We start from the raw sequence: 16,691 nt of genomic DNA, 5'->3' as shown, positions 1-16,691 counted from the left end.
CGGAAAGGTTTTAATTCATCTGAATATCAGCGGTCTTCAGTTCATTGGCTAGTTTGCGGTACGACATAAACATCGCGATGCGCCACGGGACAATCATTCCGAAAGCCAGAATCCAAAACATTCCGCTTAAAGCTCCGTAATCAATCGTCGTGCTCAAAATGGATTTCATAGCGATTCTGATAACCAGCAAACCAATTAGGATAAACACAAATGCTTTTGACCGTTTTAAATAGATTTCATTATTTTTAATCTCAAATTTAGATGTTTTTATCAGAAAAATAGAGAAGATCACGCCCAGCGTAATGGCCTCCAAAAATTCTTCGCCCGTCACTCTGAAAATCGGAAAAAGAAACATCAGCGCTCCCGTACTCATGAAAATCGGCGGGAGAATTATTTTTTTTGGTGAAGCGGGCTTATCGGAGGATTTAATCCTCACGATCATTACAGAGATTGCCATGGCCGCTGCAATAACGGATGAAATTATAATCATCATCTTTATCATTCCTTTGCTTGCACGGAGTTTGATACTATATACTATACTCCAAAAACATAAAAAAACCAATGTGAAAAGAAAATACGTTTATGTTCCCGTTACCCTGCCTACGGCCTCCAGCACTTTAGACCCTTCAAACGGTTTAACGATAAAATCTTTAGCGCCCAGTTCAATCGCTTCCAGAACGATCCGCTGCTGCCGCATGGCGGTGCACATAATGACATGGGCTTTCGGGTCAAAAGCTAAAATCTCCTGCAGCGCCTGTATTCCGTTTTTAACCGGCATGGTAATATCCATTGTCACCAGATCGGGGCGGATTTTTTGATAAACGGCCAGAGCTTCCTCGCCGTCAGCCGCTTCTCCGGCCACTGTATAATTCGCCGATTCCAGAATCTCTCTGATTTTCACTCTCATGAACTTGGCGTCATCTACAACTAAAACTCGTGTCATATTCCCCTCCACATATTTAACATTAACTAGTCTTATTGTACCAAAAAAGAAAGGGTATATAATAGTTCAAAAGCTATCAATCTCTTACAGCCCCTTGAACCCTCCGAAAAGATTTGACAGAACGATCAGAATATAACTCATCCAGTTAAAAAACAGCATAATTCCGATGACAATCATAACAATGCCGCCGGTTCTCATGATAAGCAGCTGGTGCTTTCGAATCCAATTCATTCTGGTAATAAAAAATGAAAGAACTAGAAAAGGAATGGCGAATCCCAAAACATATAAAAACATATACGGCACCGCTGAAGAAGGATTTGTACCGGCCAGTGAAAACACGGCGCCTAAAATAGGCCCGCTGCACGGCGACCAGCCGGCTGCAAACGCCAGGCCGATCAGAACAGAGCCGATAAACCCCTCGGGCCGGTGCTTAAAATGAATGCGCCGCTCTTTCATCATGATTTTCGGCTGAAACACACCCGCCGTAATGAGCCCGAAAAGCACCAGCATGATAGCGCCAAACTGGCGGATCGCTTCATGATAACGGGTAAAAAAACTGCCGATGAACGAGGTGCCGTATCCAAGTGCAATAAAAATCACGGAGAAACCAAGCAAAAAACAAAGTGTATGCACGAGCCCCCGTTTTTGCAGCATCACCTTTTCCGTTTTCACCTCGTCCATGCTGACACCGGTTATGTATGACAAAAAAGCGGGGTACAGCGGCAGACAGCAGGGAGAAATGAAAGACAGAAACCCGGCCCCGAACGTCAGAAAGTAATTAAAACTCACCATGACACACTCCTTTCGAGTTATGACAAAATCATTTCATTTTTTTAACACTTTCCTATGAAGGATTACTTTTTATAGAAAAAGCTTATATAATTTAATTTGACATCAAGATATTATACTCCTTCTTATTTGAAAAACAGTATAAATGTGGATATAATAATAGCGATTCAAGTGAAAGATTTATGTATGAAAGGATATATCCCTGTGATTAGAGAGCATCTATTAAATGAAATTGAAAAAAAACGGGCAGAGCTGCTTAAAATCGTCATGACAAACGGAATGACATCAAACATTACGATAGAACTCAGCCAGGAGCTTGACCACCTTCTCATACAATATCAAAAGGAACTGCACACCGGCAGTTGGGGTGAAACATGACGCCAAAATAAAAAACCCTCTCCGGGTTTTTTATTTTTATAACCATGTATCTCTATATCATAATCTTTACGTATTATTTCGCTTGATTATTCATGGCTTTCATCATTTGATTAATTTTCTTTTGAGAAGGTTTCATTCCCATTTGCATCATCATCATGCGTAACATTTGTTCATTAATAGGCGGATTCTTTTTCAAATAGCTCATCATATATTTACGAGCAATAAAAAACCCGAGTGCAACACCTATGAGCAATGCGACAACGCCCACTAGGATGCCAACCCATAAAGTCATTTTATTTCCTCCTTCATGTTGTCTAGTTTAAAGTGTACTAAACCAAAGGCTATTATACAACATTTACATCTCTTTTTGCTCGTTTTTAGACAAAATTTCTTTCTCTGACCGGATTTAACCACCCATAACGCCTTGTCTTAAAATCCATCGCAAGAAAACAGGGGCTGATTTTACGGAGAATCTCAAAGAAAATCGTTTCCGCCTCATAATCTCCCGAAGCTGCAATCTCAATCAAGCTGTCTTTCATCATGAAGGTGGCGCGTCCCTTTTCTCCGGGCAGTGTAAGCTGATAAATTGAATCTAAACGGCTGTAACTCATTCGGTTTAAATGAAGCTGGAGACGCTGATGCATATGTATCACCGGAATCGGTTCTGTTATATAGTGAACTTGCTTTTTTGTCAGTTGATATTCTTGGGGTGTCAGATTTGTCCAATGATAGTCTCGAAACAATTCAAACATAGCGGTTTCCCGCCCGAAGTAGTGGTTCGCAAACTCATCCTTAATCAGATGCGTATAGTAATGACGTTCCATTTCCTCATCCCCTTTTACAGCGCTGCGTATTGCTTTCTATTATACAAAAGGAGAAAAGAAAGAATTGTCTATTACTGTTACGGCGCCCCTTCTATTTTTGTCGTATAAACAGGAAAAAGAGGATGATTTGACTCATCCTCTTTTTGTTTCTTTATTTGTTTAGCAGTTTCTTCACGCGGTCAGCCACGTTTTCTGCAGTAAACCCGTATTCTTTCATAATTGTTTCTCCCGGAGCTGAAGCACCGAAACGGTCAATTGCGAGAACGTCTCCTTCAAGACCGGTAAATTTGCCCCATCCGAAGCTTGATCCCATTTCAATTGCAAGACGTTTCGTCACATTCGGAGGAAGTACGCTGTTTTTGTACTCGGCCGATTGTTTTTCGAAACGGTCCCAGCTCGGCATGCTGACTACAGATACATGAATGTTTTCGTCAGCAAGCTTCGCCTGTGCTTCAATTGCAAGTCCGACTTCAGAACCTGTCGCTAAAAGAAGGGCGTCCGGTGAATCGGTTTTTGCTTTGGAAACGGTATAAGCCCCTTTTTCTACTCCGGCATACGCTTCTTCAGCCTGCTGATCAATTGTCGGCAGGTTTTGGCGTGTCAACACAAGAGCTGTCGGATGATCCTGGCTTTGAACGGCTAGCTTCCACGCAGCTGCGGTTTCATTTCCGTCAGCAGGTCTGATCACAGAAAGATTAGGAAGCGCGCGTAAAGATGCAAGCTGCTCAATCGGTTCGTGAGTCGGTCCGTCTTCTCCTACGGCAATGCTGTCATGCGTAAATACATAAGTGACAGGAAGCCCCATTAATGACGCCAGACGAATAGCAGGTCTTAAATAATCTGAGAACACAAAGAATGTGCCGCCGAATACGCGGAGGCCGCCGTGAAGCGCCATTCCGTTTAAAGCAGCGCCCATCGCAAATTCACGGACACCGAACCAGAAGTTTTTCCCGGCGTAGTCTTTGGCCGTGAAGTCCCCTGCGTTTTTGATTGTCGTTTTGTTTGAACCCGCAAGGTCAGCAGATCCTCCGACAAAGAAAGGAATTTTCTTGGCGATGCCGTTCAGCACCTCACCTGAAGATGCGCGGGAAGCAAGGCTGCTGCCTTTTTCATAGACAGGAACTTCCTGATCCCAGTCATTCGGCAGTTCGCCTTTCATTCCGAGTGACAGCTGTTCAGCAAGCTCAGGGTATTTTTCCTTATAAGCCGCGAACTGTTCATTCCATTCCTGTTCTTTTTTCGCGCCGGCTTCTTTTACAGCTTCGTTGAAATGCGCGTATACTTCTTCTGGAACATAAAAATCTTCTTCAAACGTCCAAGCGTACGCTTCTTTAGTCAGCTTGCTCTCTTCTAGTCCCAGCGGAGCGCCGTGAACACCGGATGTGCCCGCGCGGTTTGGAGAACCGAAACCGATTGTCGTTTTCACTTCAATTAATGTTGGTTTTTTATCATTCTGGCGCGCTTTCTCAATTGCAGCCGTCAATTCAGCGATGTTATTTCCGTCCTCAACATAAAGGACTTCCCAGTTCATGGCTTCAAAACGCTGTTTTACATTTTCAGAGAAAGAGCGGTTTAAATCGCCGTCTAAAGAAATATCATTAGAATCGTATAATACGATCAGGCGGCCTAATTCCAGATGGCCTGCAAGAGAAGCGGCTTCAGAAGAAATACCTTCCATCAAATCGCCGTCTCCGCAAATACTATATGTATAATGATCAACTACGTTGAATGAATCACGGTTATATGTTTCAGCCAAATGGCGTTCTGCAATTGCCATTCCCACTGCCATAGCGATACCCTGTCCCAAAGGCCCGGTTGTTGCGTCGACTCCGGCTGTATGCCCGAACTCCGGATGTCCCGGTGTTTTGCTTCCCCATTGGCGGAACTGTTTCAGATCTTCAATGCTGAGGTCATACCCGCTTAAATGCAGCATGCTGTACAAAAGCATTGAACCGTGTCCTGCTGATAAAACAAAGCGGTCGCGGTTAAACCATCCCGGATTTTGCGGATTTACATTCATAAACTTCGTCCACAGCGTGTAAGCCATCGGAGCAGCTCCCATCGGCATCCCTGGGTGTCCGGAATTAGCTTTTTCAATTGCGTCTATAGATAGTGTACGTATGGTGGCAACTGATTTCTTTTCAATTGTATCCATTATAATCCCCTTCCTTATTGTTGTACCTTTTCATCATAAAGCGATGCTGACTTTTTCTCAACTCTTTCAGCTTAAATTTGAGATAAACTTGTTGAAAATTGTCGCAAATCACACCCTGATATTAGTATATACAAAAAAGAATACGTATTGCCGTATTCTTTCTGTTTAATGAAGATTATTTTTCTGTTGTTCCCTTTTTAATTTTTCAGGAGTGACATCATTACCCTCTGGATCAATAACTTTTACGCTCTTTAACGTATTTTTCATTGAGGAGCGGAACCCTTTCAAATACTCCTGGCGAAGCTTTTGCTGTTCGGCTTTTTCCTCATCGGTTATCGTGTTTGATTTAGCTTTTTGAGCCAATTCGTTAATTCTTGCGATTTTTTCTTTAGAAATCATAATAAGCTCCTTTGGTGCGTGTTGATTATATACTACTAAAACATAGTCTTTTTTACAACTGAAGCATGTCAGCTGCCTTCACTGTCTGCGATATATTCCTGAAAACGCCGGTGAACCGTGGCTTTGGATACATCATAGCCGAATCCTCTTAAGGTGGCGGCGATTTCTGCAAAGGTAAGCTTGTTGGCTCTCAGCCTGATAATTTCCGAAACAGGAACCTCTTTTTTTTCTTTTCCGCTGTTTTCATGTCTGTTTTTCAGATTCCGTTCAGGTTTATAACCGTTTTTTACGGCTCTTTTCATTCCCCGCCGGATTTTCATATTGTGAATTTTCCTTTGATATTCCTCAACAATACTGACGATTTCGAGTACCATCGTATCAGCTTCGGAAAGCTCCAGCTCGCCTTTATGAGCCGTCGTATATATCTTTACGTTCTCCCTGTAAATACAATGCAAAAGCGCGATCTTGGCGTTTCCTCTTCCCAGTCTTGTTTCATCCTGCACCAATATCGCGTCAATATGTGACTTTTTAATTTCATCAAGCATTTCAAATACTCCGTCGCGGTCCATTTCGTAACCGCTGGCTTTCTCTGAAATGACTTTTACGACTTCCATGCCGTTTGCCGCAGCGATCTCACTGAGCTCCTCTTCCTGTCTTTTTAAAGACGTCTGCTGCTGTTCTTTGTTTGTGCTTACCCGGGCATAAATGAGCGCCTTCATTTCTCTCTTTCCTCTCTAATTGACAATGGCCAGCTGATATACGGCCGGATGCTCCTTCTTAACCGGAAGAATAAGTTCGTCTCCGGGCTTTATATCAGCAGTTTGGAGATGATTATTCTCCGTCACCCACTCAATGAAATCTTCTTTGTTAATATTTTTCTTCTCTGCTACTTGATCCGCAAGTGACCACAGAGTATCTCCGTCCTGAACCTTTATTTTAACATATTGGCTGAGCGCCTGATCATTTCCCGCACATGAAACAAGTAAAATAACGGCACTTAAAATCGCAGTAAACAGTCCGACAAATATGATAGATTCCTTCGCCATTTAAACAACCTCCAGAATGTTTGTTCGCTTTTTATACCTTTCAGTATATACGAACAAATGTTTCTGTCAATCGTTTTTTTCGAACCTATGTTTGTACTGTCAGGAAAATCATGCTATAATCTACTTAAAATCGACGTTTTGAGGTGCGAAATATGACGAAGCTATCAAAAAGGCAGCTTGATATCCTGCGTTTTATTAAAGAAGAGGTAAAAACGAAAGGATATCCGCCTTCTGTAAGAGAGATAGGCGAAGCAGTAGGACTGGCTTCCAGTTCAACCGTGCACGGACATTTGGCGCGGCTGGAGACAAAAGGCCTGATCAGACGGGACCCTACTAAACCGAGAGCCATTGAGGTATTGGATGAAGAAGAAGTCCAAATTCCGAAAAGCCAGGTTGTCAATGTCCCGGTCATCGGAAAAGTGACGGCGGGTATTCCGATTACAGCTGTTGAAAATATCGACGAGTATTTTCCGCTTCCTGACCGGATGGTTCCTCCGGGAGAACACGTATTCATGTTAGAAATCATGGGAGAAAGTATGATTGACGCCGGCATTTTTGACAAAGATTACGTCATTGTCAAACAGCAGAACACGGCCAATAACGGGGAAATCGTGGTGGCTATGACCGAAGATGATGAAGCCACGGTCAAGCGCTTCTATAAAGAAGACAATTATGTGCGGCTGCAGCCGGAAAATCCGACGATGGAACCGATTATCCTGCAAAACGTAAGTATTTTAGGGAAAGTGATCGGCGTATTCAGAGCCGTTCATTAATTCTATTAAACTTTATTTATTGTAAAACCCCTCTGAAAGGGGTTTTTCTTTTGCATAAAAAAGAGCAGATTCGTCCTGGCTTAAGAAACGAACCTGCTAAGGAGGAAAAACTTACATCTTTATTATCCGACACCTCACTTTTGAAGTCAACAAATAATGTTTCCTAAAGGAAACTTTTTATCCATTTTTCAACTTTTGTATTTGTGCGGGCTGATTTTGATATACATCTACTTTTATCTGGAGCGGGCGGATTACATTGTATTTGTGAAAATTTAGTACATAGTACAATAAGTTTTGATGAGGTGTAAAAAAAACCCGCTGCCTTTGCGGGTATCTATTTTCAATCAAAATGATAATATTCCACGCCGTATAACCCTTTAATATGGACAGGTTCACAGACGTTTGAAGAGCTTTCAATCAGAATCCTGTATTTGTGATACGGATCAATTGATTTTTTGTCCTGGGCACTTAGGTTTAACCAGCTGCCGCTGTAGCTTTTAGAACTTAATGTATAAAAGTTTCCGTTCAGCGCCATCCGCTGGAGTTTTACGTTTAAATTGCATGAAGAATTGTTCACAATGGTGAACTTGTATCCTAATAGGTAATCATCAGCTGATACAGCCCCTGGGTTTTCAATAAAAAACTCTTTTACATCTCCCTCCATAATGAAGCTTGTTTTTGATCCGAATTCAGTGGTAGCCGCTTCAGCTGAGTGTACTCCGCAAAAACATAATAAAAAAACAGCAATACATATCCACCATTTTTTCAATTTTGCATCCTCCTTTTTTACATATTTTAACTTGTGAATATGGTGATGTCTATTTACATTTTATTAAAACACACACTTCATAACCACTATATACCAGTTTAAAAATTTGCTGATTGCCTACAATGAAGACTAAACGAAATAACGAAGGTGGTTCAAATGAAACATGTAATTGCTTTCGCTTCTAAAACGGCGCTCACACTTGCTTTGCTGTACATTGTCCTGGATCTGATGTACCAAGTAACTTTTTTAAACGTTCTTTTTATTACCTTGATTTTAAGTTTGATCACTTACTTTTTGGGTGATTGCATGATTCTGCCGAGAACAAGCAATTTTACAGCCGTTGCAGCTGATTTCGGAATTTCATTCATTATATTATGGATATTTCTAATGAACATTGGCGGGTTTAATGTCTCCCCTGCAGCGGCAGCGGTTATTTCTGCATTTTGCCTTTCTGTTTTTGAAGCATTTTTCCACCGGTATCTGCAGCAATTTGTGTTGCCTGAAGATTATCAGGGCGAAACAGGGACAGACAGCACACAATTGAGATATCAAACCGAGGCGTCTGAAGAATTAATGCCGGAAAAAGATTCTGAAGAAAAAACATAAAAAGGAGGCATCCGCCTCCTTCCTTTTTATTTTTGCTTCTGATCGTCCAGCGGCAGCTGCAGCAGTGAGTCTGTGCCTGTCGCTTTCGGTGTTTTTCCGTCCCATTTTTCAATCCATTTATATTTGATCATTTCATCAGACATTGATTTTTTTATGATTTGGTTATAATCAGCGATCCCTTCCGCTTCAATTTTTTTCTTTTTCGCTTCTGCTTCAGCTATTTTAATTTCAGTCTGCGTCCGTTCAAGCTCCTGTGAAGACTTCACTCTTGCATCAATGGCTTCCTGTGTGGCTTTATCCGGCTTCGGTACGCCAAGCGTCAGATCATCAATTAAAAATCCAAGGTTCTTCATATCCTCAGCAAACCTTTTTTGAACATCGGCAGCGGCTTCTGCAGATTTTTGCCCGTATGTGTCAATAACCGAGTATTTGCTGATTGATTTTCGCGCCGCGTCCCACAGTCTTGTTTTTAAATATGTATTTTCAATCGTTTCAACGTCTACCGCCCCGAATTTGTTAAACAGATCGACTACTTTATCAGGCTGCACAACATAGTTGTAAGCGATATCCATTTCAATATTTTTACCGTCTGAGGTTGCCACTTTTATATTTTCATTATTCACGGTCTGCATACGCACCGGATATTCCGTTACTTTATTAAACAAACCGACTAAGTGCCAGCCTTGATCCAAAGTTTCGGATTTTACCCCGCCGTTCGGTGAGTATACGACTCCGACATAACCATTCGGTATTTTTTCAATAAATAATGATGCCGTAACGCCCGCAATTAAAAGGGCTGCGCCTATAATCACACCGCCGAGTATTTTTTTTGTGTTTGTGTTTCTCCGCTTATTTTCGCTCATGCTGATCTTCTTCCTCCCATGACTTTTTAAATTTTTTGGCTCCGCTTCCCACTTGTTTAAAGATTGGACTCAGCATCAGCCATAAACCGAATCCGATGATGGCAAGAAGAATGACAGACCCAATCATCACTTTCATTCGCCCACCTCTTTTCTTTCATCCTGTCAGTTATGTATACGATCTTAAGAACTTAAAGTTTCATAAATTTCAAAAGAAAAAGCTCCGCCGGCAAAAAGCGGCGTGCTTATTTATAATTGTCATTGATAAAATCAGAAATCGTTTTTGTGAATTGGAGAAAGGTATCGTTTTGTGTGGACGCTCTGCTTTTAAGCGTAAAAGTATCAAACAGTGATTTTCTAAAACCGGTGCTCATTTCGATTTGAATACTTAATCCGGATGAAGATTGATTGGCAAGATTGTTCGGACTGACACCTGCGTATTTATCATTTATGCCAAGAAGAACGGCAGGATACCCGTTTCGTTTCAGCACACCTGTCAAAAGTTCGGCCCGTTCTCTGTCTGTACCGCCGATTTTTATCTTTTTATCGTCGCTGCCGTAACCGTGCAATGAAATGACATTTGAGTGCTCTTTCACCATTTGAACGGCTTTAGGTTCGTCGAAATGCGAACTGGTCAAATGCAGCTCAGCATTGCCGGCTGATTTTAGCCCTTCAAATAAATACAGGCTCCGGTTTTCGGCAATTTTTCTGGCCAACTCACTGGTACCCGGCTCTATGCCTCCGCCGTGTATAGCTAATATGAGAACAGAAGGGTCATGTTCTTTCGATGAAATAGAAAAAACGGAGGGGGCCTCATGCAGTTTTAATTCCTCGAAACTGCCGTAAGTATCTGAAGCGGCATCAGCCCGTAAAAACGGCAGAAACAAAAACGATAAAATTAAAACTAAAATTCCTTTTCTGGTTATTGATGGCAATTGTATGTTTATGTTACAATACAAATGCTTCAGCCTTTGAAGCGAACGGCAGAACAGGGTGACTTTGGACGGTTTCTTCTGCTCTGCCTCTTTGTCAGCAGCTTTACGGTCTTCTCTTCTAACCCTTTTTTTCATAACATCATCCTTTCTTTTGTTTACACTTTTGTCACAATATTATATACGCTGGACAAGACCTCCGTTCATCTTAAAGAATAAAAACATCAGAGCATCTTCTAGATAGACGGAATGCTGAAGAGGGAATATCGGGAAATCATTTATCAATATGCTAGCGCGGCTGGCGCTTCGAAATCAATAAAAAGACTGCTTAACAGCAGTCTTAGTTTTATTTTGTGCCTGTTGATCCCAGACCGCCGCGGTCATTGTTTCCGAGCTTGTCCACTTCGATCAATTCCACTTGAGGCATTTTCTTCATGATTCTGAATTGGCAGATCCGCTCTCCCTTGGAAATATCGGTATCCCGAAGTGCATATGCCGGGAAAAACCAGAAATCATTGTCACCTTTATAAGATTCATCGATGACACCCATTGAATTTGTCTGAATAATACCGAAATGCTTATATGTACTTGAACGCGGAACGACATGGGCCTCATATCCTTCCGGCAGCTCCATCGCAACTCCGAGCGGGATAAGTTTGAACTCACCTTTTTTGAGTGTTATATCCTCTGCAGCCCGCAGATCGATCCAATCGCCCTGTTCAATTTTACTGATTCTCGTTTGTGTATCATCTGAATATTTAATTTTAATTTGTAAAGTCATGTTCGCCGCTCCTTTTGATTCCCTATTTTAGTCGTATTAATGACCAATCCGTGCACCATTATACCATTTTAACTGAGCAGCTGAGGAAAGGATTTAATGCGAAGAAAAGAAAACGCTTAATTGAGAAGAAACCGATAAGCGGGATATCCCACTCAGGCTTTTGATTACTGTTGGTCGTAATAATCATTATACTTTTGATCAAATACTTTCCTCAGAGATAAATAATACATTCAATAAATGCTTATGAATGCCGAAACCGCCTAGAAAAAATGCTAATATTGCAGCCGCAATTCTGCTTTTCTTACTTATCATAACGTTCTCCCAACAAACTTTTTCCATCGTTTTCACAGGACAGCTCCACTTATAATACACACTCTATATAAAGGTAAATTTTATACTAGTTTTCAAAAACTTTCTTCGTTTTGATCTTTCACCTGAAATATTGGCGTTTTTTTGAAATTCAATCTGATTTTAAAAGGGATTTCGTTCTCAACAAAGAATTTGATGAATAAGCGCATAAGGCGCGCGGCTTTTTTCTTCTCCCCTGCGTCAAGCGCTTATATCAAAAGAAAGAGGTGTCTTTAGAATGGTTCAATTTAAAAACTTTCCTGATCCGTCTTTAAACGCCGCATTGCAGTCTCACCCTTCGCATTCCTCTGAATTGAAACATCTCAAAGCAAGGATGCAAAATTTTATTAAGCATTCCGCAACAGATGATAATCTTGAGATCGCAGATGCCCGAGTGACGGCGGAAGGAATGGTCACCTCACTTTTAAAAGAACGGCTTGATACAGAATACGAAATGCTTATGAATAAAATCACCCGGGAAGTGAATGTAGAGGATTACGGAGCGGTCCCTGACGGCCGGGACAATACGGAAGCCTTTCGGAGAGCGATCGGGAACGGCCGCGTCAAAGTAAATGTTCCCGCAGGAGAATTTTTAGTTCAAGGGATAAAACTTCCGTCGTGGACTACCATCTCCGGTGAGGGACAAGGGATTACCGTAATTAAACTCCATGAGGACACTCCCGCATATGAATGGGTTATAACCAATGATAACTACGAAAATGGAAATCGTAATATTTTTGTCCAGGGCATGACTTTAGACTGGAATCCTGATCGTCAATGCGGAGTCCGAAACCCCGGGGGACAATTTTCCAGCTGTTTAACGTTTGCCAATGTACAATACGGCTGGGTCAAGAATGTTGAAGCGGTTAACGCAGGTCTGCATGGTATCGATATCACATCCCCGGCTTATGATCATTTGCCTGAAACAGAATGGACGAAAGACGGCTGCCGTTATATATGGATAGATAACTGTGTGGCATACGGAGCCGGAGACGACGGCATTACCACCCATTACAGCGAATATATTTTCATTTCAAACTGTCATTCAGGGAACCCGCGCGGCACAGAGCATGCCGAGGGCAGCGCAAATTCGAATGGCATTGAAATTGATGACGGCTCTAAACATGTGTGGCTTTTGAATAACTATACGAGCGGAAATATCCGCGGAATTGAAGTAAAGGCGCACAGTCTGTGGCCGGCTTCCCAAAATGTTCATATTATCGGCCATGTTTCGTATCGTGATGTACGTTCGTTTGATATTCGTCATATTGGACACCATCAGGCCTCAGACCCCGAAAGCACGACGGCTTATGATGTTACTTTAACCGACTGCACCGCGATTGAACCGGTCTTCAACGCTCTCTATGACAGCGTGACTCCAAGGGCGCTGGTTATCTCTGCCTATAAAAATGTAAATGTAAACGGATTCACAGCTATTGGCGATCCTTCATATGATTATGGCGGGAATCCTGTCGTAGCCCTTCAATACCGCAGTCAAAATATTACGATCAGCGGCATTAAAATACGCGGTTTTACACAAGCCGGTGTTGACATCAATATATCCGGCGGATCAAATAAAACCGATCATGTTAAAATTTCAAATTTTGATATTTACAAGTCTTCCCCCAAAGGCATCTCAATTGGCGGAGGGCAATATAACGTAAATATTATGAATGGAACGATGATCGGAGATGGCGGTGCTGTCGGAATTACGTCCCCTAACAGCCAGGCTGTCATTCTCGGCGTGCAGGCGGAAGGCTACAGCGCTGCCGCTTCTATAAAAGGACAGACTTACGAGCAGGTCCCCGTCAATTTAAAAGGCGGCGCACAGCTTGCGACAAGCTCGGGTTTTGCATTTAACCCGACAAGCGCCGTTATTGCGGGCACAGGCGATATTACGGCAAGGGGTGACAGAAATGCGATCATCAGCTCTTCCGGAGGTTCAAGTTCTGAAGGTTCAAGGGCATTTATCGCTGCTTCAAACAATGTCCATGTTACGGGCAGCAAAGTCTCCAGAACTATTCTGTCATCAGAAAGCATTACATTGGAAGAACCGTACACCGTTGCCGGAGGGCATCAGTCCATTAAGTGGAAACTGGACTCAGCGGGCGGCCACGGAACTTTCGCCGGAGCCGTCACCTCTTCCCTGTCAGGGTACGGAGAATATTTTGAAAGTGTAAACGGCCAGACGATTCCCGCCGGGACGATCGTCACAGTGCGGGAAGAAAAAATCGAGCCGGCTCACGTTGGTGATTATATGCTCGGCGTCATTTCAGAAACAGCCGCTTTTATATCAGGAGCCGCAAGCTTCGGATGGCAAAGCCGTTTTTTGACAAACGAGTTCGGCGGTTTCATTTATGAAAATGTGACTGACGAAGAAACAGGGGAAACGATACGCGTGCCGAAACAAAACCCAGACTGCAGTCCGGCTCTTGAAGCTGACTATGAAGCACGCGCCGCCAGAGACGAATGGCATATTGTCGGACTTAGCGGCCGGCACTACGTACGGGTCGACAGTACGGTAAACCCGGGAGATTATATCACGGCCCATAACGGAATCGGTACAAAAGCCGCGGAAGGCTGGAAGGTATTGAAACTGACCGCCTTATACAGTCCGGAAAAAGGGTACGGCATTGCAATAGCGGTTATCAAATAGTGTTTTCATATCAGGATCATTTCCTTTCCTATCTATCGGACGGGTATGATCCTGTTTTTTTATACCGGATGAGACGCCTCTTTTGCAGCATATCGTTTCATTTGTCCAAGCCATCTGTTCCTTCTGTCATAGAATACTACCGTCAGATGAAAAAGGAGGGATATGAGTATGGATATGGACATGGATATGAATATGGAAATGGATATGGATATGGATATGGAAATGGATATGGACGGACATTATGATCACGGTAAAAAGGAAGAAAAGCAGCCTAAACAAAAAAAGAAGAAGAAACAAGACAAAAAGCATCTTGATTATGATTACATCGTTGTCTATAAAAGAAAATGCAAAAAATGTTGCTGACATGACATATCAACGCTTTTTACACCCGGTGAACTCCGGGTGTTTTTGTTAATGTGCATTTCTAAATAAGATTTTGATCGTGATAATCAGCTTATTGAATTCCACAGACCATAATGTGAAAAAACTTGCGGCAGCGCACCGCAAGTTTTTTTATTTTTGCACCGAGATACTGCTCATTTTTCTCCTTTATAATGAATATACTTGAAATAGTCTTCGATCACAGATCCGGTAAAGTCTTTCAAAGTGAGGGTATGTCATGTCAAAATGTCTAAAAATAACTCTGTGGAGCATATTTGTGTTGATTATCTTGTTGGTGATTATTGGAATCGTTTCTTACAATCAAACTCCTTCTGCAGGAGGCGCAGCTGAAAGATTGCTTTATAGCGTCTCATCAACGTCCTCATTCAGTATAGAATATACACGTGTATCATGGGGCAGTCCGTTTTGATACATATATCCTCTCAAAATTCCTTCTGATTGAAACCCCGCCTTTATCAATAATTGATGAGACGCTGCATTCTCAATGAAAACAACAGCGCCTATACGATTCAGCCCAAGCTTTTCAAACCCAAAAGAAAGAACATTCTCCAACGCTTCGACAGTATAGCCATTCCTCCAATAATTCGGATGAATCTCATAACCGACCTCTGCCCGCTTATGCTTGGGCACCCAAGAGTTGAAACCAATAGTTCCGATTATTCCCTTCGCATCTTTTCTCTCAATTCCCCCAACGGCTTCCCTTTTTATCATGATATTGATCTTTAAACCAGCCAATCATTTTTTCAGCCTGTTCCATTGAATCAAAAGGTTCCAAACCGTAATAGCGTGTTACATTTTCATCCTGAAAACAAGCAAATATTTGCTTTGCATCTTTCTTTTCAACTTCTCTAAGAATAAGTCTGTCCGTTTCTATTACAGGAAGCATTTACGACCCCCCCTTTAAAAGATGGAAATGTGAGAAGAAAATATATGCAGACGAACTTTTTTTCAAAAATAAACTAGCATCCCTATCAAACTTTTACATTCAGCATAATATGTATTAATCCTCTTAAGGGAGGTGAGATCATATGGGCGGTTATGGTAGCTCCTTTGCGTTAATCGTGGTGCTATTCATTTTATTAATCATCGTCGGTGCTTCTTTCCTCGGCGGTTATTAAGAGTCTCCCTTACCTCCGCATCCATGTCAGCATTACCTCTATGATCGTAAGGCGCCATAATGAATTCATTATGGCGCTTTGCTGTTTCCTCATTTAACTAACTCTTTCAAACGAAAAAGATCGGCAATGCATGAATGCAGCCGATCAGTCATTTCATAGATTACTGTGTAAGGTTTACGTCAATGACGTTATAGAAGGCATTAGAAGTATCCGCGACATCCCATACCCCTAAAATGATATGATAACCGCTTCGATCAGTCGGCACAAAAATCCTATGAGTCAGATTCGTATCTGCCTTGGAGCCATCGTGGTTTACCGTTCCGATTAATTCGAACTCATCCCTCGACAAAGGTTTATTCGGATTCCAATTTTTCTTGGTGATATAATAGTGCCACTTTGATGTCGCATGGGGTGCGGTATAGTGCCAAGTAAAAGAATTAAAGCCGCCGCGTATATTCTGTTTTACCCAATGATCTGCAGTCTGCTTGTCCAGACCGAAATCAATTTGTCCCGATCCTCCGTTTGCAGATGCAATTCTTCCATCCGGCGGACCTGCAGCCGGAAATCCTTTCGGCCCTTCAACAGACTGAGGATTATCAATGACGGAGCCATATTTCTGAGCAGCGGCCGTCCAGCCCATTGTCTGTTTCTCTAATGCTCCCATGTACGCTCTGCTGACGGGATCTTTTATATACCCGTGTGCAGATGCATCACTTGAATAGAAAGCGCCTCCAATACCGAGAGTAACAGTTAAAACTGCAGCTTTGACTAAACCCTTCACCTCTACATCATCCTCCCTCTTTTGTAAATAACAACCTTTCAGTATATACACTTCACGATGGAGGATGAAATGACCTTCCTTTTCTTGATAGGAAAAAGCAATGAGGTTCGCGCTCTTCCCTTTGTTTTTTA

General features: G+C 42.2%; 21 protein-coding genes and 2 pseudogenes. 6 read left to right on the top strand and 17 right to left on the bottom strand.

Annotated elements, in window-relative coordinates; genetic code table 11:
• Positions 1-10: 10 nt before the first annotated feature.
• From AADZ70_RS04965 to AADZ70_RS04955, 3 genes are all read right to left on the bottom strand, one after another.
• Positions 11-502 carry a CcdC protein domain-containing protein gene (locus tag AADZ70_RS04965; protein WP_095240656.1) on the bottom strand — a complete coding sequence of 164 codons (492 nt, stop codon included), beginning with the start codon at positions 500-502 and terminating at the stop codon, positions 11-13.
• A 78-nt stretch (positions 503-580) separates the two neighbouring features.
• Positions 581-943 carry a response regulator gene (locus AADZ70_RS04960; protein WP_016935975.1) on the bottom strand — a complete coding sequence of 121 codons (363 nt, stop codon included), beginning with the start codon at positions 941-943 and terminating at the stop codon, positions 581-583.
• An 84-nt stretch (positions 944-1,027) separates the two neighbouring features.
• Positions 1,028-1,735 (bottom strand): cytochrome c biogenesis protein CcdA, encoded by a 708-nt coding sequence (locus tag AADZ70_RS04955; protein WP_016935976.1) that lies wholly within the window; start codon positions 1,733-1,735, stop codon positions 1,028-1,030.
• A gap of 201 nt (positions 1,736-1,936) precedes the next feature.
• Here AADZ70_RS04955 and AADZ70_RS04950 point away from each other — a divergent pair, with 201 nt between their 5' ends.
• Positions 1,937-2,110, top strand: a complete 174-nt coding sequence (locus AADZ70_RS04950) for an aspartyl-phosphate phosphatase Spo0E family protein (protein ID WP_012117647.1) — start codon at positions 1,937-1,939, stop codon at positions 2,108-2,110.
• A 73-nt stretch (positions 2,111-2,183) separates the two neighbouring features.
• Here AADZ70_RS04950 and AADZ70_RS04945 read toward each other — a convergent pair whose 3' ends face one another.
• The 6 genes from AADZ70_RS04945 to yneA all read right to left on the bottom strand — a co-directional run bounded on the left by AADZ70_RS04945 (position 2,184) and on the right by yneA (position 6,534).
• The gene (locus AADZ70_RS04945) at positions 2,184-2,402 is read right to left on the bottom strand and encodes a YneF family protein (protein ID WP_003153994.1); all 219 of its coding nucleotides are present in this window, start codon (positions 2,400-2,402) and stop codon (positions 2,184-2,186) included.
• Between the two features lie 85 nt (positions 2,403-2,487).
• Positions 2,488-2,934, bottom strand: a complete 447-nt coding sequence (gene sirA / locus AADZ70_RS04940; RefSeq protein ID WP_047474793.1) for a sporulation inhibitor of replication protein SirA — start codon at positions 2,932-2,934, stop codon at positions 2,488-2,490.
• Positions 2,935-3,085: 151 nt separating this feature from the next.
• Positions 3,086-5,089 (bottom strand): transketolase, encoded by a 2,004-nt coding sequence (tkt, locus tag AADZ70_RS04935; protein WP_342007808.1) that lies wholly within the window; start codon positions 5,087-5,089, stop codon positions 3,086-3,088.
• Between the two features lie 165 nt (positions 5,090-5,254).
• Positions 5,255-5,488, bottom strand: a complete 234-nt coding sequence (locus tag AADZ70_RS04930) for a DUF896 domain-containing protein (protein ID WP_003153997.1) — start codon at positions 5,486-5,488, stop codon at positions 5,255-5,257.
• Between the two features lie 68 nt (positions 5,489-5,556).
• A complete protein-coding gene (locus tag AADZ70_RS04925) occupies positions 5,557-6,207 on the bottom strand; it encodes a recombinase family protein (RefSeq protein WP_016935979.1) in 651 nt (216 codons plus the stop codon).
• Between the two features lie 15 nt (positions 6,208-6,222).
• Positions 6,223-6,534, bottom strand: a complete 312-nt coding sequence (gene yneA, locus AADZ70_RS04920; protein ID WP_016935980.1) for a cell division suppressor protein YneA — start codon at positions 6,532-6,534, stop codon at positions 6,223-6,225.
• A 152-nt stretch (positions 6,535-6,686) separates the two neighbouring features.
• Between yneA and lexA the strand changes: the two genes are divergently transcribed.
• A complete protein-coding gene (gene lexA, locus AADZ70_RS04915) occupies positions 6,687-7,307 on the top strand; it encodes a transcriptional repressor LexA (protein WP_007611720.1) in 621 nt (206 codons plus the stop codon).
• Between the two features lie 340 nt (positions 7,308-7,647).
• On the opposite strand, the gene AADZ70_RS04910 is transcribed toward lexA, so the two are convergent.
• Entirely contained in the window at positions 7,648-8,076 is a 429-nt protein-coding gene (locus AADZ70_RS04910; RefSeq protein ID WP_047474799.1) for a hypothetical protein, read from the bottom strand.
• A 156-nt stretch (positions 8,077-8,232) separates the two neighbouring features.
• On the opposite strand from AADZ70_RS04910, the gene AADZ70_RS04905 reads away from it, so the two are divergent.
• Positions 8,233-8,682, top strand: a complete 450-nt coding sequence (locus AADZ70_RS04905; RefSeq protein WP_047474802.1) for a YndM family protein — start codon at positions 8,233-8,235, stop codon at positions 8,680-8,682.
• Positions 8,683-8,708: 26 nt separating this feature from the next.
• Here AADZ70_RS04905 and AADZ70_RS04900 read toward each other — a convergent pair whose 3' ends face one another.
• From AADZ70_RS04900 to AADZ70_RS04880, 5 genes and pseudogenes are all read right to left on the bottom strand, one after another.
• A complete protein-coding gene (locus AADZ70_RS04900; protein WP_342007807.1) occupies positions 8,709-9,545 on the bottom strand; it encodes a prohibitin family protein in 837 nt (278 codons plus the stop codon).
• Positions 9,532-9,681, bottom strand: a complete 150-nt coding sequence (locus AADZ70_RS04895; protein WP_016935984.1) for a hypothetical protein — start codon at positions 9,679-9,681, stop codon at positions 9,532-9,534. Before AADZ70_RS04895 ends, AADZ70_RS04900 begins: the two co-directional genes overlap by 14 nt.
• 106 nt (positions 9,682-9,787) lie before the next feature.
• On the bottom strand, positions 9,788-10,612 hold the full coding sequence (locus tag AADZ70_RS04890; RefSeq protein ID WP_269775024.1) for a poly-gamma-glutamate hydrolase family protein: 825 nt from the start codon (positions 10,610-10,612) through the stop codon (positions 9,788-9,790).
• Between the two features lie 208 nt (positions 10,613-10,820).
• Positions 10,821-11,255 (bottom strand): dUTP diphosphatase, encoded by a 435-nt coding sequence (locus AADZ70_RS04885; protein ID WP_342007806.1) that lies wholly within the window; start codon positions 11,253-11,255, stop codon positions 10,821-10,823.
• Between the two features lie 164 nt (positions 11,256-11,419).
• Positions 11,420-11,567: pseudogene (locus tag AADZ70_RS04880) on the bottom strand (NINE protein).
• Between the two features lie 274 nt (positions 11,568-11,841).
• On the opposite strand from AADZ70_RS04880, the gene AADZ70_RS04875 reads away from it, so the two are divergent.
• Both AADZ70_RS04875 and AADZ70_RS04870 read left to right on the top strand, forming a co-directional pair.
• Positions 11,842-14,259 (top strand): peptidase G2 autoproteolytic cleavage domain-containing protein, encoded by a 2,418-nt coding sequence (locus AADZ70_RS04875; RefSeq protein ID WP_342007805.1) that lies wholly within the window; start codon positions 11,842-11,844, stop codon positions 14,257-14,259.
• Positions 14,260-14,427: 168 nt separating this feature from the next.
• Positions 14,428-14,622 carry a hypothetical protein gene (locus tag AADZ70_RS04870; protein ID WP_342008078.1) on the top strand — a complete coding sequence of 65 codons (195 nt, stop codon included), beginning with the start codon at positions 14,428-14,430 and terminating at the stop codon, positions 14,620-14,622.
• 378 nt (positions 14,623-15,000) lie between these two features.
• Here AADZ70_RS04870 and AADZ70_RS04865 read toward each other — a convergent pair.
• A pseudogene (locus AADZ70_RS04865) lies at positions 15,001-15,547 on the bottom strand (GNAT family protein).
• Between the two features lie 142 nt (positions 15,548-15,689).
• On the opposite strand from AADZ70_RS04865, the gene AADZ70_RS04860 reads away from it, so the two are divergent.
• Entirely contained in the window at positions 15,690-15,779 is a 90-nt protein-coding gene (locus tag AADZ70_RS04860) for a YjcZ family sporulation protein (RefSeq protein WP_016935991.1), read from the top strand.
• A gap of 160 nt (positions 15,780-15,939) precedes the next feature.
• Here the strand turns inward: AADZ70_RS04860 and AADZ70_RS04855 are convergent, their stop codons facing one another.
• Positions 15,940-16,560 carry a lytic polysaccharide monooxygenase gene (locus AADZ70_RS04855; protein WP_099744017.1) on the bottom strand — a complete coding sequence of 207 codons (621 nt, stop codon included), beginning with the start codon at positions 16,558-16,560 and terminating at the stop codon, positions 15,940-15,942.
• Between the last annotated feature and the right edge of the window lie 131 nt (positions 16,561-16,691).

It is taken from the genome of Bacillus sp. YBsi01, from assembly GCF_038406745.1.
In the GTDB taxonomy this organism is placed as follows: domain Bacteria; phylum Bacillota; class Bacilli; order Bacillales; family Bacillaceae; genus Bacillus; species Bacillus siamensis.
Note: the sequence above shows the minus strand (reverse complement) of the source record. Positions and strands in the feature narration are given on the sequence as shown.